Annotated in this window: 21 protein-coding genes and 1 pseudogene; 13 read left to right on the top strand and 9 right to left on the bottom strand. The window is 67.6% G+C overall.

What is annotated here, in order from left to right; translation table 11 throughout:
* Positions 1-13 precede the first annotated feature (13 nt).
* Positions 14-958: an NAD-dependent epimerase/dehydratase family protein gene (locus FHR72_RS17360; protein ID WP_260156082.1), complete on the top strand. Its 945-nt coding sequence runs from the start codon at positions 14-16 to the stop codon at positions 956-958.
* A complete protein-coding gene (locus tag FHR72_RS26780; protein ID WP_311736177.1) occupies positions 910-2,103 on the top strand; it encodes a glycosyltransferase family 4 protein in 1,194 nt (397 codons plus the stop codon). The genes FHR72_RS17360 and FHR72_RS26780 overlap by 49 nt, the downstream gene beginning before the upstream one ends.
* A gap of 37 nt (positions 2,104-2,140) precedes the next feature.
* Here FHR72_RS26780 and FHR72_RS17350 read toward each other — a convergent pair whose 3' ends face one another.
* From FHR72_RS17350 to FHR72_RS17325, 6 genes are read right to left on the bottom strand one after another with little or no spacing between them, the layout of a single operon-like run.
* Entirely contained in the window at positions 2,141-3,196 is a 1,056-nt protein-coding gene (locus FHR72_RS17350) for a cellulase family glycosylhydrolase (RefSeq protein ID WP_183470312.1), read from the bottom strand.
* The gene (locus FHR72_RS17345; protein ID WP_183470309.1) at positions 3,193-4,092 is read right to left on the bottom strand and encodes a glycosyltransferase family 2 protein; all 900 of its coding nucleotides are present in this window, start codon (positions 4,090-4,092) and stop codon (positions 3,193-3,195) included. Before FHR72_RS17345 ends, FHR72_RS17350 begins: the two co-directional genes overlap by 4 nt.
* A gap of 33 nt (positions 4,093-4,125) precedes the next feature.
* Entirely contained in the window at positions 4,126-4,371 is a 246-nt protein-coding gene (locus FHR72_RS17340) for a hypothetical protein (protein WP_183470307.1), read from the bottom strand.
* Between the two features lie 53 nt (positions 4,372-4,424).
* Complete coding sequence (locus FHR72_RS17335; protein WP_183470305.1) at positions 4,425-4,925, bottom strand: nitroreductase family deazaflavin-dependent oxidoreductase; 501 nt, start codon at positions 4,923-4,925, stop codon at positions 4,425-4,427.
* Between the two features lie 10 nt (positions 4,926-4,935).
* Positions 4,936-5,319: a DUF8021 domain-containing protein gene (locus FHR72_RS17330; RefSeq protein WP_183470303.1), complete on the bottom strand. Its 384-nt coding sequence runs from the start codon at positions 5,317-5,319 to the stop codon at positions 4,936-4,938.
* 9 nt (positions 5,320-5,328) lie between these two features.
* Positions 5,329-6,492 carry a steroid 3-ketoacyl-CoA thiolase gene (locus FHR72_RS17325; protein WP_183470301.1) on the bottom strand — a complete coding sequence of 388 codons (1,164 nt, stop codon included), beginning with the start codon at positions 6,490-6,492 and terminating at the stop codon, positions 5,329-5,331.
* 121 nt (positions 6,493-6,613) lie between these two features.
* On the opposite strand from FHR72_RS17325, the gene FHR72_RS17320 reads away from it, so the two are divergent.
* From FHR72_RS17320 to FHR72_RS17290, 7 genes are all read left to right on the top strand, one after another.
* The gene (locus tag FHR72_RS17320) at positions 6,614-7,873 is read left to right on the top strand and encodes a cytochrome P450 (RefSeq protein WP_183470299.1); all 1,260 of its coding nucleotides are present in this window, start codon (positions 6,614-6,616) and stop codon (positions 7,871-7,873) included.
* Positions 7,874-7,931: 58 nt separating this feature from the next.
* A complete protein-coding gene (locus FHR72_RS17315; RefSeq protein ID WP_183470297.1) occupies positions 7,932-8,933 on the top strand; it encodes an acyl-CoA dehydrogenase family protein in 1,002 nt (333 codons plus the stop codon).
* A gap of 29 nt (positions 8,934-8,962) precedes the next feature.
* A complete protein-coding gene (gene fadE29, locus FHR72_RS17310; protein ID WP_183470295.1) occupies positions 8,963-10,126 on the top strand; it encodes an acyl-CoA dehydrogenase FadE29 in 1,164 nt (387 codons plus the stop codon).
* A 92-nt stretch (positions 10,127-10,218) separates the two neighbouring features.
* A complete protein-coding gene (locus FHR72_RS17305; protein ID WP_183470293.1) occupies positions 10,219-11,199 on the top strand; it encodes a bifunctional MaoC family dehydratase N-terminal/OB-fold nucleic acid binding domain-containing protein in 981 nt (326 codons plus the stop codon).
* The gene (locus tag FHR72_RS17300; RefSeq protein ID WP_183470291.1) at positions 11,196-11,600 is read left to right on the top strand and encodes a MaoC family dehydratase; all 405 of its coding nucleotides are present in this window, start codon (positions 11,196-11,198) and stop codon (positions 11,598-11,600) included. The genes FHR72_RS17305 and FHR72_RS17300 overlap by 4 nt, the downstream gene beginning before the upstream one ends.
* Complete coding sequence (locus FHR72_RS17295) at positions 11,597-12,763, top strand: 17-hydroxy-3-oxo-4-pregnene-20-carboxyl-CoA lyase (RefSeq protein WP_183470289.1); 1,167 nt, start codon at positions 11,597-11,599, stop codon at positions 12,761-12,763. Before FHR72_RS17300 ends, FHR72_RS17295 begins: the two co-directional genes overlap by 4 nt.
* A 72-nt stretch (positions 12,764-12,835) precedes the next feature.
* Positions 12,836-13,543 (top strand): hypothetical protein, encoded by a 708-nt coding sequence (locus tag FHR72_RS17290; protein WP_183470287.1) that lies wholly within the window; start codon positions 12,836-12,838, stop codon positions 13,541-13,543.
* Positions 13,544-13,611: 68 nt separating this feature from the next.
* On the opposite strand, the gene FHR72_RS17285 is transcribed toward FHR72_RS17290, so the two are convergent.
* On the bottom strand, positions 13,612-14,526 hold the full coding sequence (locus FHR72_RS17285) for a DUF1942 domain-containing protein (RefSeq protein ID WP_183470285.1): 915 nt from the start codon (positions 14,524-14,526) through the stop codon (positions 13,612-13,614).
* Positions 14,527-15,128: 602 nt separating this feature from the next.
* Between FHR72_RS17285 and FHR72_RS26775 the strand changes: the two genes are divergently transcribed.
* Both FHR72_RS26775 and FHR72_RS17275 read left to right on the top strand, forming a co-directional pair.
* A complete protein-coding gene (locus FHR72_RS26775; RefSeq protein WP_183470283.1) occupies positions 15,129-16,442 on the top strand; it encodes a hypothetical protein in 1,314 nt (437 codons plus the stop codon).
* A gap of 107 nt (positions 16,443-16,549) precedes the next feature.
* Positions 16,550-17,035, top strand: a complete 486-nt coding sequence (locus FHR72_RS17275) for a hypothetical protein (protein WP_183470281.1) — start codon at positions 16,550-16,552, stop codon at positions 17,033-17,035.
* An 11-nt stretch (positions 17,036-17,046) separates the two neighbouring features.
* Here FHR72_RS17275 and FHR72_RS17270 read toward each other — a convergent pair whose 3' ends face one another.
* Both FHR72_RS17270 and kstD read right to left on the bottom strand, forming a co-directional pair.
* A complete protein-coding gene (locus FHR72_RS17270; protein ID WP_183470279.1) occupies positions 17,047-17,907 on the bottom strand; it encodes an enoyl-CoA hydratase ChsH3 in 861 nt (286 codons plus the stop codon).
* 2 nt (positions 17,908-17,909) lie between these two features.
* Positions 17,910-19,592: a 3-oxosteroid 1-dehydrogenase gene (gene kstD, locus FHR72_RS17265; RefSeq protein WP_183470277.1), complete on the bottom strand. Its 1,683-nt coding sequence runs from the start codon at positions 19,590-19,592 to the stop codon at positions 17,910-17,912.
* A gap of 73 nt (positions 19,593-19,665) precedes the next feature.
* On the opposite strand from kstD, the gene FHR72_RS17260 reads away from it, so the two are divergent.
* Together FHR72_RS17260 and FHR72_RS17255 are read left to right on the top strand one after the other, a co-directional pair.
* Positions 19,666-20,451, top strand: a complete 786-nt coding sequence (locus FHR72_RS17260; RefSeq protein WP_183470275.1) for a 2-keto-4-pentenoate hydratase — start codon at positions 19,666-19,668, stop codon at positions 20,449-20,451.
* Positions 20,452-20,460: 9 nt separating this feature from the next.
* A pseudogene (locus tag FHR72_RS17255) lies at positions 20,461-20,822 on the top strand (acetaldehyde dehydrogenase (acetylating)); the annotation flags it as partial.

Genomic DNA, 20,822 nt, shown 5'->3' with positions numbered 1-20,822 from the left:
CACGATGCGGATCATGATCACGGGCGGAGCGGGCTTCGTCGGCAGGGAACTGGTGCGGACGCTGAAGGATCGCGCCGAGGTGCTGGTGGCCGATCTCCTCCGGTACGGCACACCTGACTGGCTGTCGGGGGAACCCGAGGGCTTCGGCTTCCGACGGGTCGACATCCGCGACGCCGCGGCCACCCGAGCGCTCGTCGAGGAGTTCGCCCCCGACGTGATCGTGCATCTGGCGGCCATCCACTACATCCCCGAATGCGACAGCGACCCGGCCAACGCCGTCGCGACGAACGTCACCGGAACCGTGAACCTGCTCGCCGCGTGTCCTGAAGGCACCCGCTTCGTGTTCGCGAGCAGCGGTGCGGTGTACCAGCCGGATGAAGCCGCGCACCGGGAGCTGGAGTCGGTCGTCGAGCCGGTCGACATCTACGGCTACACCAAACAGCAGGGCGAGGTCTACCTGCGGGCGCTGGCGGCCAGCCGGGGCCTGTCCGGGGTGATCGTGCGGCTGTTCAACGTCATCGGGCCCGGAGAGACCAACCCACACCTGCTGCCCGCGATCGTCGTCCAACTGCGGGACAACCCGGAGGCGATCTACCTGGGCAACACCTGGCCCAAGCGTGACTACATCGACGTCCTCGACGCCGCAGGCGGATTCGCCGCGGCGGCGCTGGGCACCACACCCGAACCCGGGCAGTGCGAAGTCGTCAACCTCGGCAGCGGCCAGCAGTACTCGGTGAACGAGATCGTCGACCGGATGCGCTCTGTCCTCGGGCTCGAGTTCGAGGTGCGCCAGGACGAACGCCGGATGCGGGCCGTCGACCGTCCCTTCCTGGGCGCGGACATCACCCGGATCCGGGAGACATTCGGCTGGAGCCCCGAGCACAGCCTGGACGAGACGCTGAAACGGATGTGGGACAAACCGGATTTCCTGCCCGAACTGGAAGGGCGCCTGACATAGCCACGGCCGCCTCGTCCGAGGGCGAGCACATCGATCTCCTCTTCGACGCCAGGCATATTCGGCAGAGCGGCATCGGCACCTACATAGGTACGCTGCTGCCACACCTGGAGCAGACGTTCGCCGACAGGGGTCTGTCGCTGGCGGTCCTCGTCGCCGAGCACGCGACACCGCTGCTGTCCGACAGCACGACCGTCGTCGTCGAGCGTGAGATCGCGCCGATGTACTCGTTGAGCGAGCAGCGGGCGTGGGACCGGGCGATGAAGGCGGTGCGCCCGCGCGCACTCTGGGTGCCGCATTACCCGTTCCCGTTCACCACGCTGCGTCCGGGGCACCGGAAGACCCTGCTGTTCGTGACCGTCCACGACACGCTGCACATCTTGAAACAGGAAGTGAGCGGCCACAGTCCGGCGCGACAGGCGTACGCGCGGGCGATGCTGACGCTCGACGTGCGCCGGTCGCGAACGATCTTCACCCCGTCGGAGGCCACCGCCGCATCGCTGCGGGCGATGTCGCCGTCCGCCGCGGTGATGGTGACGCCCATCCCCGTCGACAACGGCTGGTTCAAGCCGGCCGATCCGTCGTTGTCGCCGGTGAAGGACCGGTTCATCCTCTATGTCGGCAATGCCAAGTGGCACAAGAATCTTCCGCTGCTCCTCAACGCGTACGCCGATATTGCCGACAGCATTCCGCAAAAGCTCGTGATCGCGGGCAGCGGCGAGGCTCTGCGCGACGGCGACGAGCGGGTCGGCGCGCTGGCCGACAGACTCGGGGACCGAGTGGAGGTGATGGGCCGGCTCGACTTCGAGGTACTGCGTTCGCTCGTCGCCTCCGCCGACCTGCTGGTGATGCCCTCGTTGCACGAGGGCGCCGGCCTGCCTCCGATCGAGGCGATGGCCTCGCACACCGCAGTGCTGGCCTCGGACATCGCCGCGCTGCGCGAGACCTGCGGTGACGGAGCCGATTACTTCGACCCCTACGACCGGCAGGCGGCCGCTGCTCTGCTGCAACGTCATTGCCGCGACGACGACGCGCGGGCCGCGCTGGCCGCCCGCGGCTGGGCCCATGTGACGGCACGGCAGACGGACATCTCATTCGGGTCGGCGGCCGAGGCCGTCGCCGCGGAACTTGCCGCCAGCCGACGGTAGCCCGACGGCCATAGGAGCCCGGCCGCCGGGTCGCGCCTCAGTCCGCTGCGGCGTCCTTCAGTGCGTCCGCGGCGGGCTTGGGCGACAGGTCCTCGCGCAGGACACCGAAGTTCTGCTCCTTGTCGGCCGGATCGTTTCCGCCGTCGACCAGTTCGTAATAGATGAGGGGACCGGCCCAGTCCCATTCCTTGACCTGGTCACGGGCCTGAATGAGGGCCGCGGCCTGTGCATCCTCCGACACCGCCTGCGCTTCGGTCCCCGTCGGGGCGCCGAACTCGGTGATCCAGAGCTTCTTGTCGGCGTCGCCGTGCCGCTCCATGACGGCGTGCAACTCCGGTAGGTCCTTGAATCCGCCGACCATTCGCTGCGGACTCTCCATGGGTAGCGCGGGAAAAGTGTACGGGTGGATGGCGATTCCGTCCGCGTGCTTGGCTGCGCCATTGGCGTACAGCCGGTCGAGGTAGTCGGCGGGTGCGATCTCGGCGTCGGTGTCGTCGAACTTGGGGCTGAGCCCGCCGGTGAGCACAGCGGCGTGGGGATCCACGGCGCGGATCGCGTCCGCCGCGACCCAGAACAGGGTGCCGTACTCGTTGACGTCGGGCCGGGGCGGCCAGAACTTACTGGAGTTCTGCTCATTCCAGATCTCGTAGCTGTGCACTCCGCGAGGTGCGTAGCGCTCGGCGACGGTGCGGTTGAACTCGGCCCACTCGGAGAGCTGCGCGGGCCGTGAGTGGCGTGCCGCGTCGTCGTCACCCGGGGTCCCCGGACGCGCCCACGCCGGAGTGAAGGCCACCACCGCCAGGACATTCATCCCGCGGGCCGACGCTGCATCGACGACGGCATCCGGATAGGTCCAATCGAATTGTCCCCGTTGGTTTTCGACCACAGACCAGTCGATGTCCACGCGGACCCAGGTGACATTCATCTCCGCCATCACGTCGAACTGCCGGTTGATGGCGGCGCCGTCGGCACCGCGGGAGTGAACGGTCATCCCGATCTCGGGTCGAGGCTCGGCCGTCCCGCAGGACAGCGCGGTGAGGCCGCACAGGATGACCAGGAGCAGGTGAGTTGCCCGCCGACGCCGGTGGGTCATCGAAGGATCGCCTGATGATCACCCTTGTTCGTGAGCGGTCGGCCGAGCAGCCCTTCGGTCCGGCCGAGCAGGAGCGCGAACGCTTCGCCCGGGCCGAACTTGTCGGGATTGCGCAGGGGCATCAGGGCGGCGGCCACGAGGTGGGCTGCCCTGTACCACAGCGGGTATTTCCATGTCCGCAGGACATAGCCGGCGCCCCTGCCGTAGCTGCGCTGCTTCCGTCGGCGCTCTTCGGGCGGGAGGTGAGCGAATTCGGTCTGTGCCTGAACGACGATGTCCGGCACCCAGTCGATCGAGAAGTCGGCGTGCTCGGACATCCGCAGCAGCAGGTCCGGTCCCTCGCCGGACTGCCACGGGGTCGCGGCGCCCGATCCCAAGGACGGGTTCCAGCCTCCGACGGCCTCGAAAGCCTCGCGCCGGAAGAAGGTAGCCGGTTCCATGGCACCCCAGACGGTGCGTCGGGTCACCTCCGACCCCGGGGGCGGCAACGGATTGCGAGGACCCTCGCGATCGACCAACTGCACTGCGACAACGGTCGTCGGCGGGACGCAATGGCGGGACACCTGTTCGAGGACATCCGCGGTGATCCTGCTCGTGTCGTTCGGGAACCACAGCCAGTCGGCATCCGCCGTCAACGCCCCGGCCGCCGCATTGCGCCCGTTCGATATCCCGCGGGGACTGAGAACCGTGCGGATGTCGAGGGTGCCCTCGAAAGCCCGGACCACGGCAGCGAGGTCAGCGGCATCCGCCTCGTTGTGGTGGGCGATCGCGACCTCGCACGGTCGTCGGCTCTGTGCCGCCAGGTCTGTGAGAAGCTCGCGCAGTGGCCCCCACCGGCCCACGGTCGTGATCGCGACACCGATTCGCGCAGTTGCCGGATCCGGCGCGGCCCCCATGCGCCGAAGCCTAGCCGACCGTTTGCTGCTGGGTCAGAAGATCAGCGGCACGACGACCGTGAGCGCGGTGGAGAGGGCGAACACAGCGAGCAGGAGCCGCCTCACCCGCCCCCGACGACGCTGCGTGAACGCGTAGGGCACGACCAGCGTGGAAGCGGCCCCGCCGAGGATCAGGAAGACCGAGCCGATCATCAGGCCGTAACCGTGGGGATCGTGAGCAGGATCGTCGGCCAGATACGAACCGGCGACCAGGAACAGCGCGTAGACCCAGATGGTCACCGATGCCGCCCCGACGACAGCGGCGGTGATGCGTCCGGCGATGTTCAGCCGAGTCAGGCCGGGTCGCAGATCAGGATCGGGATCCTGCGGTCGGTGTAGGACCGGTAGTTGGCGAAATCGGGGTAGATGGCGTCGAGCCTGGGCCAGTACTGCTCCCGCTCGGCGTCGGTCGCATCCCGTGCGGTCAGCTCCAGCTTCTCGTTCTTGATCTGGAACGTCACCTTGGGGTTGGCCTGGATGTTCAGGTACCACATGGGGTTCGACGCGCGACCACCCTGGGAGGCGACCAGGACCACGCGGTTGCCCTCGCGCAGGAACAGCAGCGGGCTCTCCCGAGGCTCACCCGATTTGCGGCCGATGGTCGTCAGGATCCCGACCGGCGGGGGTGCGCTGAAGCGGTTCGACCCGCCGCGCCATTTCGCGCCGAGGCGCCCGCCGGTGGCCTTGTAGGCCCACGTGTTCAACCGCGACATCCACTTGATGCCGACGCCGACCGCTGCGGAGTTGAGGCCTTCGACCTGTTTCGGACTCAACGGACGCGGGGGTTTGGCCATGGGCGGGATCCTATCGGCTCAGGAAGGGTCGGATCGACGCGTTGATGTGGCGGATCTGTGCGCGACCGGACGGATCGTCGGCGGGGATCAGGAAGGTCTCGTCGATGCGGGCGCCGACGCTGCGCCCGCCCAGTCGGGGCTTCGTCGACAGCTCGAACTGCGCCCGCACCGTGTCGCCGTCGACGGTGAACCGCGGCGTGGTGACCGCTTTGATGACGCGGTACTGCAGACCGCCGTTGAGGCTGCGGCGCAGGTGATTTCCTGAGAATCCCGTCTTCAGGCCGAGTTCGACGCGGGTGCAGTCCGGTGCGAACGGCACGTCGTCGGCCCGGTGGCTGGCCAGAGCGCTGATGTAGGACTGCGCCGCGGCGATGCGGTCGGCGTCAGAGATCATGGCTCCGGCTCAGATCCGCTCGATGATGGTGCCGGTGGACAGAGCGCCGCCGGCGCACATGGTGATCAGCGCCGTCGTCTTGTCGGTGCGTTCCAGTTCGTGCAGAGCGGTCGTGATCAGCCGGCTGCCCGTGCTGCCCACCGGATGCCCGAGCGCGATCGCGCCGCCGTTGACGTTGACGGTGTCCATGTCGGGCTCATGCACGCGGGCCCACGACAGCACGACCGAGGCGAAGGCCTCGTTGATCTCGGTGATGTCGATGTCGCCGATCTTCATGCCGGCCTTCTCCAGGACCTTCGCGGTCGACTGCACGGGACCGTCGAGGTGGTAGTACGGTTCGGCGCCGACCAGCGCCTGGCTGACGATGCGGGCGCGGGGTGTGAGGCCGAGTGCTCTGGCCTTGTCCTCGTCCATCCACAGCACGGCGGCTGCGCCGTCCGAGATCTGCGACGACGTCCCCGCCGTGTGGATGCCGCCCTCCATGACCGGCTTGAGCGAGCTCAGCCCCTCCAGGGTGGTGTCGCGCAGGCCCTGGTCCTTGCTGATGATGTGGCGCTCACTGGTGGGCTGCTTGTTCTCATCGAGAACGGGCGCCTCGATGCCGCTGATCTCGCGGTCGAACCGTCCTTCGGCCCAGGCCTGCTTGGCCTTGCGCTGGGACTCGAAACCGAACTGGTCGATGTCCTCACGGCTGATGCCGCGGCGCTTGGCGATGCGCTCGGCGGCGGTGAACTGATCCGGAAGATCGATGTCCCAGGAGGAGGGCCGGATGATGCTGCGATCGGGGCCGGCATTGGCGCCGAGTCCGACACGGCTCATGGCCTCGATGCCACAGGCGATGCCCATGTCGATGGCCCCGGTGGCGATCAGGCCGGCGATCAGACCGTTGGCCTGCTGACCGCTGCCGCACTGGCAGTCGATGGTCGTGGCGCCGACGTGCTCGGGCAGACCCGCCACGAGCCACCCCACGCGGGTGATGTTGTTGGACTGTTCGCCGAACTGCGTGACGCAGCCGCCGATGACCTGTTCGATGTCGCCGGGGTCGATCCCGGCCTTCTCGACGAGTGCCTTCTGAGTGGCGCCGAGCAACTCGGTGGCGTGCAGTCCAGACAACCAGCCGCCGCGTTTGCCGATGGGGCTGCGGGTGGCTTCGACGATGACAGGGTTACCCATTCCGTCAGGCTAGAACACGTTTCATAAGCCTGACAAGCTGCGATGCGGCCACACCTTTGATCTGCGGTGGAGGCATGTTTTACTGGCACTAGAACACGTTGCAATTGAGGAGAGCTTTCACATGCCCGGCCCTAACTCGTGCCCTGTTGCCCCTGACTTCGATTTCCTCGACGCCAATCTCAACCTCGAACGCCTTCCCGTCGAAGAGCTCGCCGAACTCCGCAAGTCCGAGCCTGTCCACTGGGTCGACGTGCCCGGTGGCACGGGAGGCTTCGGTGACAAGGGCTACTGGCTCGTCACCAAGCATGCCGATGTCAAAGAGGTGTCCAAGCGAAACGACGTCTTCGGCAGCTCGCCGGACGGGGCGATCCCCGTGTGGCCGCAGGGGATGACGCGGGACGCCATCGACCTGCAGAAGGCCGTCCTGCTCAACATGGACGCCCCGCAGCACACGCGCCTGCGCAAGATCATCTCGCGTGGTTTCACCCCCCGCGCGGTCGGCCGTCTCGAGGACGAGCTGCGGACGCGCGCCCAGAAGATCGCCGAGACCGCTGCGGCCGAGGGCACCGGCGACTTCGTCGAGCAGGTCTCCTGTGAGCTCCCGCTGCAGGCCATCGCCGGCCTGCTCGGCGTCCCGCAGGAGGACCGCGACAAGCTGTTCCGCTGGTCCAACGAGATGACCGCCGGCGAGGATCCGGAGTACGCCGACATCGACCCGGCGATGTCCTCCTTCGAGCTGATCACCTACGCCATGAAGATGGCCGAGGAGCGCGCCAAGAATCCCACCGAGGACATCGTCACGACGCTGATCGAAGCCGACATCGACGGGGAGAAGCTCTCCGACGACGAGTTCGGCTTCTTCGTCGTGATGCTCGCGGTGGCGGGTAACGAGACCACGCGCAACTCGATCACCCACGGCATGATCGCGTTCGCCGCGCACCCCGAGCAGTGGGAGCTGTACAAGAAGGAACGCCCCGAGACCGCGGCCGACGAGATCGTCCGCTGGGCGACCCCGGTTTCGGCGTTCCAGCGCACCGCGCTGGAGGACACCGAACTGTCCGGCGTGCAGATCAAGAAGGGCCAGCGCGTCGTGATGTCCTACCGCTCGGCCAATTTCGACGAAGAGGTCTTCGACGACCCGCACTCGTTCGACATCATGCGCAACCCCAACCCGCACGTCGGGTTCGGCGGAACCGGTGCGCACTACTGCATCGGCGCCAACCTGGCCAAGATGACGATCAACCTGATCTTCAACGCCGTCGCCGACGCGATGCCCGACCTCAAGCCGATCGGCGAGCCCGAGCGGTTGATGTCCGGCTGGCTCAACGGCATCAAACATTGGCAGGTCGACTACACCGGCAAGTGCCCGGTGCAACACTGACGCTTCAACCCATCACCGCACTGACGCACGAACCGCACGAAGGCTCAAGGAGGAGTCGGTGGACTTCAGTCCAGACGAGGGGCAGCAGGCTGTCGCCGATGTGGTGACATCGGTGCTCGACCGCGAGAACACCTGGGACGCACTGGTTGCCGGCGGAGTGACCGCGTTGGCCGTACCCGAACGTCTCGGCGGCGACGGTGTCGGCCTGGCCGAGATCGGTACCGCGCTCACCGAGATCGGCAGGCACGGCACCATCAGCCCGGCGCTGGCGACGCTCGGGACGACGGCGGTGCTTCTCGACCTGGCCACGGAATCCCAGCAGGACCGGTACCTGGCGGGTGTGGCCAAGGGGGCGGTGTTGACGCCGGCACTCAACGAGCCCGGTTCGCAACTGCCGGAACGCCCCTCGGCAACGGTGTCCGGCGGCAGGCTCAACGGCACCAAGACCGGCGTCGCGTATGCCGAGCAGGCCGACTGGCTGCTGGTCACCACGGACAGCGGCGTCGTCGTTGTCGCCGGTGAGGCCGACGGCGTGAGTGTCGTCAAGACCCCGGCCTCTAACGGATCCGACGAGTACGTCGTCACGTTCGCCGACGTCGCTGTCGCCGACGAGGACGTGCTGGCCGATGCCGCGGTGGGCCGGGTCAACCAGCTGGTGCTGGCCGCGACGGGGGCCTTCGCCGCCGGCCTGGTCGCGGGCGCGCTGCGGTTGACCGCCGACTACGTCGCGACCCGGGAGCAGTTCGGCCGGCCGCTGTCGACGTTCCAGACCGTCGCGGCTCAGCTCTCCGAGGTCTACATCGCCTCGCGCACGATCTCTCTGCTGTCCACCTCAGCGGTGTGGCTGCTCTCCGAGGGTCTCGACGCCACCGACGACCTGGCGATCCTGGGGTACTGGCTGACCTCGCAGGCGGCTCCGGCGATGCGGCTGTGCCACCATCTGCACGGCGGGATGGGTATGGACATCACCTACCCGATGGACCGCTACTACTCGTCGATCAAGGATCTGACGCGGCTGCTCGGCGGTCCGTCACACCGTCTGGACCTGGTGGGAGCGTAGATGGGGCGAGGGAAGGGACGGGAGATCACATGTACATCGAACTGACACCCGAGCAGCGGCAACTGCAAGCCGAACTGCGACAGTACTTCTCGACTCTGATTACGCCCGAGGAAGCCGCGGCGATGGAGTCGAACCGGCACAACGACGCCTACCGTGCCGTGATCAAGCGGATGGGTTCGGACGGCAAGCTCGGTGTGGGTTGGCCCAAGGAGTACGGCGGCCTGGGCTTCGGGCCCGTCGAGCAGCAGATCTTCGTCAACGAGGCCAACCGCGCCGACGTGCCGCTGCCGCTGGTGACGCTGCAGACCGTGGGCCCGACGCTGCAGGTGTACGGCACCGAGGAGCAGAAGAAGAAGTTCCTGCCCGGAATCCTGTCCGGCGACATCCATTTCGCGATCGGCTACTCGGAGCCCGACGCCGGCACGGACCTGGCATCGCTGCGGACCACGGCGATCCGGCACGGCGACGAGTACATCGTCAACGGCCAGAAGTTGTGGACGACGGGGGCGCACGACGCCGACTACATCTGGCTGGCGTGCCGCACCGATCCAGAAGCCGCCAAGCACAAGGGCATCTCGATCCTGATCGTGGACACGAAGGACCCTGGGTACTCCTGGACCCCGATCATCCTGTCCGACGGTGCCCACCACACCAACGCGTCGTACTACAACGACGTGCGCGTGCCTGCCGACATGCTCGTCGGCGAGGAGAACGGCGGCTGGAAGCTCATCACCACGCAGCTCAACCACGAGCGCGTCGGGCTCGGCCCGGCGGGGCGCGTCGCGGGCATCTACGACCAGGTCCATGCCTGGGCGTCTAAGCCGGGCTCGGACGGCGTGACGCCGATCGAGCACGACGACGTCAAGCGTCTGCTGGGCCAGATCAAAGCGATCTGGCGCGTGAACGAGTTGCTCAACTGGCAGGTCGCCGCGTCCGGTGAAACCATCGCCGTCGCCGACGCCGCCGCCACGAAAGTCTTCTCCACCGAACGCATTCAGGACGTGGGCCGGCTCGCCGAGGAGATCGTGGGCAAGTACGGCAACCCCGCGGATCCGCAGACCGGTGAACTGCTCGACTGGCTGGACAAGATGACCAAGCGCAACCTGGTGATCACCTTCGGTGGAGGAGTGAACGAAGTGATGCGGGAGATGATCGCGGCATCGGGTCTGAAGGTCCCGAGGGTCCCGCGATGAGCGCTTGCGCGAAGAGCAGAGGGTCGCGATGAGCGCTTGCGCGAAGAGCAGAGGGTCACGATGAGCGCTTGCGCGAAGAGCAGAGGGTCACGATGACGACCACAGAGTCGCAGCCGGACACGCAGGCAGGCTTGCAGGCAGACATCGACAAGATCAAGGCAGCAGGCAAGAGCGAGCCGCGCCGCGGTCGAGATCCGGTGAACCAGCCGATGATCCATCACTGGGTGGACGCCATCGGCGACAGGAATCCGATCTACGTCGACGACGAGGCGGCGAGATCGGCCGGGCACCCCGGAATCGTCGCACCGCCGGCGATGATCCAGGTCTGGACGATGGGTGGGCTCGGCGAGGGCCGCTCCGACGACGACCCGCTGTCGAAGATGATGGCCCTCTTCGACGACGCGGGTTACGTCGGTGTGGTCGCCACGAACTGCGAACAGAAATATCATCGCTATCTGCAACCGGGCGAGGAACTCGCCGTCCACGCCGAGATCACCGACGTGGTGGGGCCCAAACAGACCGCGCTCGGCGAGGGCTATTTCATCAACCAGCTGATCACGTGGACCGCCGGCGACGGCGAGCTGGTGGCCGAGATGGACTGGCGCATCATGAAGTTCAAGCCCCGGGGTGGCGACAAGACCGCCGTCCCCGAGGACCTGGACCCCGACAAGCTCATGAGACCTGCGTCGTCGAAGGACACCAAGTTCTTCTGGGACGGCGTGAACGCCCACGAGCTGCGGATACAGAGGCGGCCGGACGGGACTCTGCAGCATCCGCCGGTGCCGGCAGTGTGGGCGGACCGTGACGCCCCGGCCGACTACGTCGTCGCCTGCGGCGACGGCACGGTCTTCAGCTACGTCGTCCACCACGCGCCCAAGGTTCCGGGACGGACACTGCCGTTCGTGATCGCCCTCGTCGAACTCGACGAAGGCGTCCGGATGCTCGGTGAGCTCCGCGGGGTCGACCCGGGCGCGGTAGAGATCGGAATGCCAGTGCGCGCAACGTATATCGACTTCCCCGATAGCGACATCAGCCCGGCCTGGACGCTGTATGCGTGGGAGCCGCGCTCGTGAGCGCGCCGACGGTCGAGGTCGGCACGACGCTGCCCGAGCTCGAGCTCTATGGCGACCCGACGTTCATCGTGTCGACGGCCATCGCCACCCGCGACTATCAGGACGTCCATCACGACAGGGACAAGGCGCAGGCCAAGGGCTCCAAGGACATCTTCGTCAACATTCTCACCGATACCGGTCTCGTGCAGCGGTATGTCACCGACTGGGCGGGACCGACGGCGGTGATCAAGTCGATCGGGTTGCGTCTCGGGGTGCCGTGGTACGCCTATGACACCGTGACGTTCACCGGTGAGGTGACCGCTGTCGAGGACGGACTCGTCACCCTGAAGATCACCGGTGCCAACAGTCTCGGCAAGCACGTGATCGCCACGGCCACACTCACGTTCGGAGGCACTGCATGAGCGACGGGTTGTCCGGCAAAGCGGCGATCGCAGGTATCGGCGCCACCGACTTCTCGAAGAACTCCGGGCGCAGCGAGTTGCGTCTGGCCGCCGAGGCCGTGCTGGACGCGCTCGACGACGCAGGGCTGTCGCCCTCGGACGTCGATGGCTTGGTGACGTTCACGATGGATTCGAACCTGGAGACCGCGGTCGCCCGGGCCACCGGGATCGGGGATCTGACGTTCTTCAGTCAGATCGGATACGGCGGCGGTGCGGCAGCGGCGACCGTGCAGCAGGCGGCACTGGCCGTCGCGACGGGCGTGGCGGAGGTCGTCGTCGCCTACCGCGCGTTCAACGAGCGTTCCGAGTTCCGCTTCGGTCAGGTGATGACGGGCCTGACGGTCAACGCCGACTCCCGCGGTGTCGAGTACAGCTGGTCCTATCCGCACGGCCTGAGCACGCCGGCGGCGTCCGTCGCGATGATCGCCCAGCGGTACATGCATGAATTCGGGGCCACCAGTGCGGATTTCGGCGTCATCTCGGTCGCCGACCGCAAGCATGCGGCGAACAATCCGAAGGCGCATTTCTACGGTAAGCCGATCACCATCGAGGACCACCAGAATTCGAGGTGGATCGCCGAGCCGCTGCGCCTGCTGGATTGCTGCCAGGAGACCGACGGCGGAGTGGCCATCGTCGTGACGACCCCCGAGCGCGCCAAGGACCTGAAGCACCGGCCTGCGGTGATCGAAGCCGCCGCGCAGGCCGCGGGCGCCGACCAGTTCACGATGTACTCGTACTACCGCGACGAACTCGGTCTGCCCGAGATGGGGCTGGTCGGTAAGCAGCTCTGGCAGCAGAGCGGTCTGTCGCCCAGCGACATCCAGACGGCGATCCTGTACGACCACTTCACTCCGTACACGCTGATCCAGCTCGAAGAGCTCGGCTTCTGCGGCAAGGGCGAGGCGAAGGACTTCATCGCCGGGGGTGCGATCGAGATCGGCGGCAGGCTTCCGATCAACACCCACGGCGGTCAGCTCGGTGAGGCCTACATCCACGGGATGAACGGCATCGCCGAGGGAGTCCGTCAGCTGCGCGGCACCTCTGTGAATCAGGTACCCGACGTGGAGCACGTCCTGGTCACCGCGGGAACCGGAGTGCCGACGTCCGGGCTCATCCTGGGGTGAACCCGCGCCGGAACCGCCCCTGTGAGGTGCGCCTCGCGCGCGCAGGACGGCCCGCGCACTACCCTTGGCGCAATGAGCTCCCGCCAGCCGAATCCCGACGACGAGGACACCGGGCCGCTTCAACTGAACCAGACACCCGCGGCTCCGGCCGACCGACCCGAACCACGGTATGACGCTCCGATGTCGGTGAATCCGCGTCCCGTGCACCGTGATCGCCGGCCGGTGGCGCTGGTGGCCGCGGCGACGGTGGCGGTCATCGGCCTCGGGATCCTGGCGTGGGCGTTCTGGCCGTCCTCAGACGGCGGCGATGGTGCGGCGGCCGAGACCACGACCGCCGAGCAGACCGAATCGCAGCAGCAGGCCGAGACACGTCTGCTGGGGATGCTGCCGAGGGGCTACGCCGACGGCGCGTGTGAGGCTGTTGTCCCCACCGAAGGCGCTCTGGCACAGGTGAGTTGCGCCAAGAACGCAGACACCGGCGGTCCGCTGACGGCGACCTACACGCTCCTGAAAGACGCGCAATCGCTCGAGGAACGCTTCGACGAGGTCATCGCCGAGACGTCGGTCGTGAACTGCCCGGGCAACATTCAGTCGCCCGGCCCGTGGCGGCGGAATGCGACCCCCGATAAGATCGCCGGAACGTTGATGTGCGGCTTCCAGCAGAGCAAGCCGACGGTGGCTTGGACCACCGATGCCGGCCTGTTGCTCAACGAGGTGCAGTCCGGCCCGCAGGGGCCCAACATGGTTCAGCTCTACACCTGGTGGGCCTCACACTCCTGAAACGAGCCGTGCCGCCTGCTGGGCAGGCGGCACGGACTCGTATGTCGGCTTCGTATGTCGGCGCAGCGTCAGGCAGGCGGCGCGGGCACCACGACCGTGGTGGTCGGCGCCCCGGGTGCGGGTGCCGGTTGGGCCGGGGCCGCGCCCTGGGGCAACGGAGTCCCGGCGCTGCCCTGCGGCGCAGGAGCCACCGCGGCAGGCATCGGCGCCGGCCCGGCATTCGCCGGGGCCGCGTCGCCCGGTAGCGGTGTGCCTGCACTACCCGCCGGCAGAGGCGTTCCGGAACTGCCCTCGGGCAGCGGCGTGCCGGCGCTTCCCTCCGGCAGGGGTGTGCCGGCACTGCCCGCGGGAACCGCGGCGGGACTGGGCATCACCGAGGTCGGGGTGGCGGCCGGGGTCGCACCCGGGGTTTCGGGCGTGGCGGTATCGGCCGATCCCGACTCCGACGGCGTCGTGTCATAGGAGCCGGCACCGCTGCTGCCGGCCGATCCCGTCGAACCGGTCGCCGGGGCGGGCGGGGCCTGCACCCAGAGCAGCTCCTCGGCGCCGCCGCTGCTGTAGAAGACGCTGTCGGGGGCCTCGCCGGTGACGTCGAAGTAGATCTTGCCCGAGGTCTTCTGCCCCTGGGCCAGGGTCGACGGGTTCACGCCCTGCTCGGTCGCCACGCCGAAGAGCACCCGGTAGGTGTCACCGTTCTTGGCGCGGGCGTTGAGATTGGACACGATCGGCGTGACATTGCCCGTGATCGCCTCGTCGCTGGCGGTGGCTTCCCACAGCGTGCCCACCGGCCGGTACGGGATCGCGTCGGTGCTCGGCTTGAGGTGGCTGACCGTCCAGTGCTGGACCACGGTGCCGTGGACGAGCTCGCCTGGCTGGCCGAGCCACTGCACCTCGGCGTCGGCCGATGCGGTGGGCGCTCCCGCGAGCGCCACGGCGGCTGCGGCCGCTGTGGTGACAGCGGCCAATGCGGGCTTGAGTTTCACGCGTTTCCTCCTGAGTTCGTCGTCGAGCAGCGAGGGGGTCCCCCCGAGCAACGTAACAGGTCGCTGACGTGCGTTGATGCAACCATCGCCCACGATCGGCAGCCGGCGCCGGGACACCGCACGCGACGACTCGTCGACAGTCGAACAATACACGTGACTTGGAAATTCGAGGCTGCCTTGGCGTGGAGTCGGCGCTGTTCGGAGCCCCCGGCTGCAGCAAACGTCTGCCGGACGCTGCCATCGGCGCGGACGGCATTGTGTCGGACAAACATCGGTGGGCACAATTGCTGCCGGTCGTCGTGGGTGCCGGATTCCGCGAGTCGGCGGCGTGCGCGGCGTGGGGCGAGGATTTGCGCAGATCGTCGGTGATCAGTGTGGCGACCGTTGTTTTCGGTGAACTCGAAAACATCTCTGGCACGACGACGGGGAGCGCCGCTCCGACGTCCGTCCCCGCCGACGGAAGGCGACCGGTAGGTGAACCTTTGGTCCGGGCTCCAGCAAAAGGCCCCAATTTGTCCGGCGGTCTGGTAAGACTTGCTAGGCGTTGCCTGGCGCGTGGGCTCCGGCGACGCCTTTTGTCGTTACTACTCAAGGGGAGACCCATGGCAAGGCACGCCAAGAAGAGCGATCGCTCGGCGGCAATTCGTAACTATCTCGGTGCCGGGATCACCGCGGGTGTCGCCGGAGCGGCGTTCGTGGGCATCGGTGCTCTGACCCTGATCGACGGCGATACCGCGGCGCCCACGGAGATCGAGGTGAAGCTCGTCTCGAATGAGGAAGAGCTGCCTTGGTATTCGCTGAATCTCGACGGCGGAAGCGGCCCGCAGAACGCCCTGGACGCGCCGAGCGCGCCCACCGCGCTGCGCCCGATGATCGGCGACGGCGGGTGGCTGATCGGTAACGGGCTCAACGCCGCTGCGGATTGCACCGGCGATGCGTGCAACGGCGGCAACGGTGGCCTGCTCGGCGGCAATGGTGGCAACGGAGCCAACGGTGGCGCGGGCGGAAACGCCGGCACCTGGTTCGGCAACGGCGGCAACGGTGGTGACGGAGTCAACGCGGACTACACGGGCACCACGAAGACCTCCGCCACCGCGGGCGGTGCCGGCGGCCGCGGCAGCTTGTTTGGCAGCGGCGGCAACGGCGGTAAGGGCGGTTCCGACACCAACACGACGGCTGCGGTCGCGGACGACCCGGCCACCCCGAATGTCAACGAGTCCGCGGTCAACAACGCCAGTGGCGCCGCCGGTGGTGCGGGCGGCAAGGGCGGTGCCTTCGCCGGCAACGGTGGTGCCGGTGGCGCCGGCGGCAATGCCAGTTCGGTGAACGGCAATGCGACCGGCGGCAAAGGCGGCGTCGGCGGCTCGTCCACGGCCTACGGCAGCGGGAGTGCTGGGGCCGGCGGTGCCGGTGGCAATGCCGAGGCCGATGCGACCGGCAAGACCGCCACGGGCGGCGCCGGCGGCAAGGGCGGATCGAATACGAGCGGCAAGGGCGGCGCCGGCGGCAACGGCGGCAACGCGGTCGGAGACAGCGCCACGGCGGTCGGCGGCAGCGGTGGCACCGGCGGTGGCACGCTGACCGGTGATTCGGGGCGTGGCGGAAACGGCGGACTCGCCTCCTCGGCCGACGGCAATGCGACCGGCGGCAAGGGCGGCGCCGGCGGTGAGACCACCTCGTTCGGCCGGGGCGGCGACGGCGGCGACGGCGGCGACGCCGCCGGCGACGAGAAGGCCACCGGAGGCAGCGGCGGTGCCGGCGGCGGCGGGGGTAACTACCTCGGCCGGGGCGGTGACGGCGGCAACGGCGGCGATGCCACCGCCGGCAAGGCCGGCGGCGCCACTGCCGGTGCGGGCGGCGCAGGTACCGACGGCGGCGACGACGGCGACAGCGGTACCGCCTCCGATCCCGACTAATCCCTCGTGACGACTGCGGGCGTCGGCTCCCACGGAGCCGGCGCCCGTTTTCGTGTCGCCAAAATGCTTGCGGACGAATGATTTTGGCGTGACGCTATGATCGCCCCATGGCGCAAACCGCAGACGCATCCCGTCGCACAGGTCAACTCGTCGTCGCAGCACTGGTTGTTGCGGTGGCGGCACTCGCAGTCGCGGTGTGGGCGTTGGTGAGCTCGCCGTCCTCGAGCGGGACGTCCGCGGCGGGCGGCGATCAGTCGACCGATCCCAAGACGCGGGTCTGCACTGCCTTCGAGTTGGTGCGCAATGCGGTGTCGCTGCAGACCAACGCGAATCTCGGTACCGACCCGGTGGCCACCCAGGCAGTCGCTGCGAACGCCCGGCTCGCCACACTCGGCGGCGGTCAGTTCCTGCTTTCCCGGCTCGACGACGAGGTGCCGTCGGACCTGGCCGACGCGGTGCGTTCCTTCGCCAACAACCTGGAGTACATCGGCATGGGGCAGCTCGCGGGCGCGCCCGGTAACGACGTGAACCAGACGAACCGGATGAACGACGCCCAGGCGACGTCGACCAAGATCACCGAGCTCTGCAAGTAGGGCGAGAGGTATCAGGCCGGCACGAACTCCACGCCGGCCAGGGCCACCGCGTTGTCCCGCTCGGGAGCGGTCACGACCGCGCTGTACGCGCCGTCTTCCTTCCACACGCTCACCCGCAGGGTCTCGCCGGGGAACACCACGCCGGCCATCCGCGCGCCGTAGGACTTCAGGCGGCTCACGTCGCCGTCGAGCAGGTTGTCCACCAGCGCCTTGCAGGTCATCCCGTAGGTGCACAGCCCGTGCAGGATGGGCCGGGGGAACCCCGCCGCAGCAGCGAAGTCGGGGTCGGAATGCAAGGGGTTGCGGTCACCGCACATGCGGTACAGCAGCGCCTGCTGCGGTGACGTGCGAACTGTCAGTTCGGCATCGGGGGAGCGCTCGGGCGCCGCCGACGACGTCGACGGGCCCCGGTCGCCGCCGAAGCCGCCCTCTCCACGGGCGAAGATCGAACGCTTCTGCGTCCACAGCAGGGTGCCCGCGGGATCTTTGACGGTGGTCTCCGACCAGATGACCGCGGCCTTGCCTTTGTCCCAGATCTCGGTGAACCGGGTGACGGCGACACCGGTTCCCGACGCGGGGACCGGGCCGGGGACCGTGACGGCCTCGCTGGCGTGCAGCACCTTGCTGAGCTCGATGTCGATGCCCGGGAACTTCACCGCGGGCGGTTCGGTCATGTGGAAGCTCTGCGCCACGTTGCCGAACGTCGGGAGCACCTGCGGGGTCTCGTCGACCAGATAGCGGAGCTCCTGCTTGTCCATGGGGTCCGCACCGGCGCCGAGACCCAGATGGTAGAGCTGCACATCGCTGCTGCTCCAGGAGAATTCGACCGGAGGCAGTTCCGCGCCGATGGCCTCGTCGAGATTGATGGGCACGCCTAGTCCTTTCCGGCGATGTGCAGGGCTGCGAGGTATCCGAATGTCATGGCCGGTCCGATCGTGCCACCGGGGCCGGGATAGGTGTGGCCCATCACCGGGGAGCTCGCGTTGCCCGCCGCGTAGAGGCCCTCGATGACCGAGTCGTCGTCACGCAGCGCGCGGCCGTGCACATCGGTGCGGATACCGCCCTTGGTGCCCAGGTCCCCGGGGACCATCTTCGCCGCGTAGTACGGGCCGTGGCTGATCTCCCCGAGGTTGGGGTTGGGCTTGTTGGTGGGGTCGCCGTAGTACCGGTCGTAGGCGCTCTCACCGCGCTTGAAATCTTCGTCCACGCCTGATCGGGCGAAACCGTTGAAGCGCTCGACCGTCGCCGTGAACGCATCGGCGGGCAGGCCGGTCTTGGCGGCCAGTTCGTCGAGGGTGTCGGCCTTGACGATGACGCCCGACTCCAGCCACTTCGACGGAATGCGTTGTCCGGGTTGCAGTCCGGCGAAGATGTAGCGGTCGCGGTACTGCTGGTCGAAGACGAGCCACGCCGGGATGTTCTCGCCGGGCCCGGGGCCCTGGCCGTATTGCCCGCCGTACATGTGGTGGCAGGCCTCGACATACGGCATGGACTCGTTCATGAAGCGCTTACCGGCCATGTTGACGATGATCGAGCCGGGGGAGTTGCGTTCGGACAGCGCGAACCACGGAGCGCCTTCGAGGGGCACCGTCGGCCCCCACCATGCGTCCTCCATGATCTCCAGTGCCGCACCGAGCTTTTCGGCGGCGAGGATCCCGTCGCCGGTGTTGGCCACCGCACCCACTGTCCACTCCGTGGTGATGGGGGCGCGCTGGTACTTCACGCGCATCTGCTCGTTGTGCTCGAAGCCGCCGCTGCCGAGAATGACTGCGCGACGGGCCCTGATGACGTGCGGCTCAGCGCTTTCGGGCGCGTTCGTGTCCCGGACGTAGATGCCCTTGACCACGCCGTCCTCGACGACGAGGTCGGTGAGCGCGGTGTTCAGCAGCACCGGTACGCCGGCCTTCTGCAGACCGATGCGCAGCGGAGCGATCAGTGCCCGGCCCATACCGACGAGGTTCTTGCCGGTGGCGTTGGCCCATACGGAACGCACGCCGACCTTGACGCTGCGCAGCACGCCGCGCGGGTGACGCTTGAGCTGGTTGAGCCGGACGTAGTCCTGCTGCATCACCACCATGTTCATCGGGACCTTGCCGTACGGCGGCTCCAGACCCTTCTCATCGGGCCCCAGCTTCTTGGCGTTGAACGGCTTGGGTTCGACCGACCGGCCGGTGGGCTTGCCGCCCGCCGTCTCCGGGTAGTAGTCGGAGTAGTTGGGCACCCAGCACAGCTTCAGCGGCGAGTGCTTCAGCACGAAGGACAGCATCTCGGGTCCGCGGTCGAGGTAGGTGTCGATCTTCTCGGCCGGAACGGCGTCGCCGATGATCGTGTGCAGATACGTGCGGGCTGCTTCGGCCGTGTCTTTGACGCCGTCCCGCTGGAGTACTTCGTTGTTCGGGATCCACACGCCACCACCTGACCGCGCAGTGGAACCACCGTAGTGCGGGGCCTTCTCAACGACTACTGTCGAGAGGCCCTGGTGAGCGGCCGTGAGGGCGGCGACCATGCCGGCGGCGCCGCTGCCCACCACGACGACGTCATACTCCTGCTCCGTCATGTAGAACACGTTATAGAATTGCCCGGCCGACTAACAACTGTGCCGGTCGAAGACACTTAGGGGAATTCACGAAATGTTGCCCGCCGAGGTGCGCGAGAAGCTTGCCGCCGACCTTGCTGAGGCTGAGCGCAGCCGTCAACCGATCGCCCCGCTGACCGACGGCCACCCCGACATCGACGTGGTCGACGCCTACGAGATCCAGCTGATCAACATCCGTCAGCGCGTCGCCGAGGGTGCGCGGGTCATCGGGCACAAGGTGGGCCTGTCGAGCGAGGCGATGCAGAAGATGATGGGCGTCGACGAGCCCGATTACGGACATCTGCTGGAGGAGATGCAGGTCTTCGAGGACAAGCCGGTGCCGTCGGGGCGTTACCTGTATCCGCGCGTCGAGGTGGAGGTCGGTTTTCTGCTGTCCGACGATCTGCCCGGCGCGGGGTGCACCGAGGATGACGTGCTGGCCGCCACCGCGGCGTTCGCACCGGCGATCGAGTTGATCGACACGCGGATCACGAACTGGCAGATCAAGTTGTGCGACACCATCGCCGACAATGCGTCCTCGGCGGGATGGGTGCTGGGGGAGGCCCGGGTGTCCCCGAAAGACATCGACATCAAGAACATCGACGCCGTGCTGACCAACAACGGTGAGGTCGTCGCCGAGGGCCGCAGCGATGCCGTGCTCGGTAATCCGGTGACCGCGGTGGCCTGGCTGGCCCGCAAGGTGGAGAGTTTCGGAGTGCGTCTCAAGGCCGGCGACATCGTTCTTCCGGGTTCGTGTACTCGTGCGATAGATGCACCGCCGGGGAGCCGTTTTGTTGCTGAGTTCGGCGGGTTAGGTTCAGTACGACTGGATTTCGAATAGGAGCCGTGGATGGCTGGCAGTAAAGCGTCTGTTGCGATCGTCGGGTCGGGCAACATCAGCACCGACCTGTTGTACAAGTTGTTGCGTTCGGAATGGCTTGAGCCACGGTGGATGATCGGCATCGATCCCGAGAGCGAGGGCCTTGCGCGGGCGCGCAAGCTGGGTTTGGAGACCAGCCATGAGGGGGTTGACTGGCTGTTGGCGCGCGATGAGATGCCTGACATGGTGTTCGAGGCCACGAGTGCCTATGTGCATCGCGACGCTGCGCCGCGCTATGCCGAGGCGGGTATCCGTGCGATCGATCTGACGCCGGCTGCGGTGGGTCCGGGGGTGATTCCGCCGGCGAACCTGCGCGAGCATCTGGATGCGCC

It is taken from the genome of Mycolicibacterium iranicum, assembly GCF_014190915.1.
Taxonomy (GTDB): Bacteria; Actinomycetota; Actinomycetes; order Mycobacteriales; family Mycobacteriaceae; genus Mycobacterium; species Mycobacterium iranicum_B.
This window is presented reverse-complemented; position numbering and strand designations above follow the sequence as displayed.

Excerpts from the sequence above, each read along its gene's own strand:
- FHR72_RS17330 (WP_183470303.1), bottom strand. The coding sequence starts at position 5,319 with ATGATCTCTGACGCCGACCGCATCGCCGCGGCGCAGTCCTACATCAGC.
- FHR72_RS17345 (WP_183470309.1), bottom strand. The coding sequence starts at position 4,092 with ATGGGGGCCGCGCCGGATCCGGCAACTGCGCGAATCGGTGTCGCGATC.
- FHR72_RS17275 (WP_183470281.1), top strand. The coding sequence starts at position 16,550 with ATGGCGCAAACCGCAGACGCATCCCGTCGCACAGGTCAACTCGTCGTC.
- kstD (WP_183470277.1), bottom strand. The coding sequence starts at position 19,592 with ATGACGGAGCAGGAGTATGACGTCGTCGTGGTGGGCAGCGGCGCCGCC.
- fadE29 (WP_183470295.1), top strand. The coding sequence starts at position 8,963 with ATGTACATCGAACTGACACCCGAGCAGCGGCAACTGCAAGCCGAACTG.
- FHR72_RS17335 (WP_183470305.1), bottom strand. The coding sequence starts at position 4,925 with ATGGCCAAACCCCCGCGTCCGTTGAGTCCGAAACAGGTCGAAGGCCTC.
- FHR72_RS17295 (WP_183470289.1), top strand. The coding sequence starts at position 11,597 with ATGAGCGACGGGTTGTCCGGCAAAGCGGCGATCGCAGGTATCGGCGCC.
- FHR72_RS17325 (WP_183470301.1), bottom strand. The coding sequence starts at position 6,492 with ATGGGTAACCCTGTCATCGTCGAAGCCACCCGCAGCCCCATCGGCAAA.
- FHR72_RS17320 (WP_183470299.1), top strand. The coding sequence starts at position 6,614 with ATGCCCGGCCCTAACTCGTGCCCTGTTGCCCCTGACTTCGATTTCCTC.
- FHR72_RS17290 (WP_183470287.1), top strand. The coding sequence starts at position 12,836 with ATGAGCTCCCGCCAGCCGAATCCCGACGACGAGGACACCGGGCCGCTT.
- FHR72_RS26775 (WP_183470283.1), top strand. The coding sequence starts at position 15,129 with ATGGCAAGGCACGCCAAGAAGAGCGATCGCTCGGCGGCAATTCGTAAC.
- FHR72_RS17260 (WP_183470275.1), top strand. The coding sequence starts at position 19,666 with ATGTTGCCCGCCGAGGTGCGCGAGAAGCTTGCCGCCGACCTTGCTGAG.
- FHR72_RS17360 (WP_260156082.1), top strand. The coding sequence starts at position 14 with ATGATCACGGGCGGAGCGGGCTTCGTCGGCAGGGAACTGGTGCGGACG.
- FHR72_RS17350 (WP_183470312.1), bottom strand. The coding sequence starts at position 3,196 with ATGACCCACCGGCGTCGGCGGGCAACTCACCTGCTCCTGGTCATCCTG.
- FHR72_RS17305 (WP_183470293.1), top strand. The coding sequence starts at position 10,219 with ATGACGACCACAGAGTCGCAGCCGGACACGCAGGCAGGCTTGCAGGCA.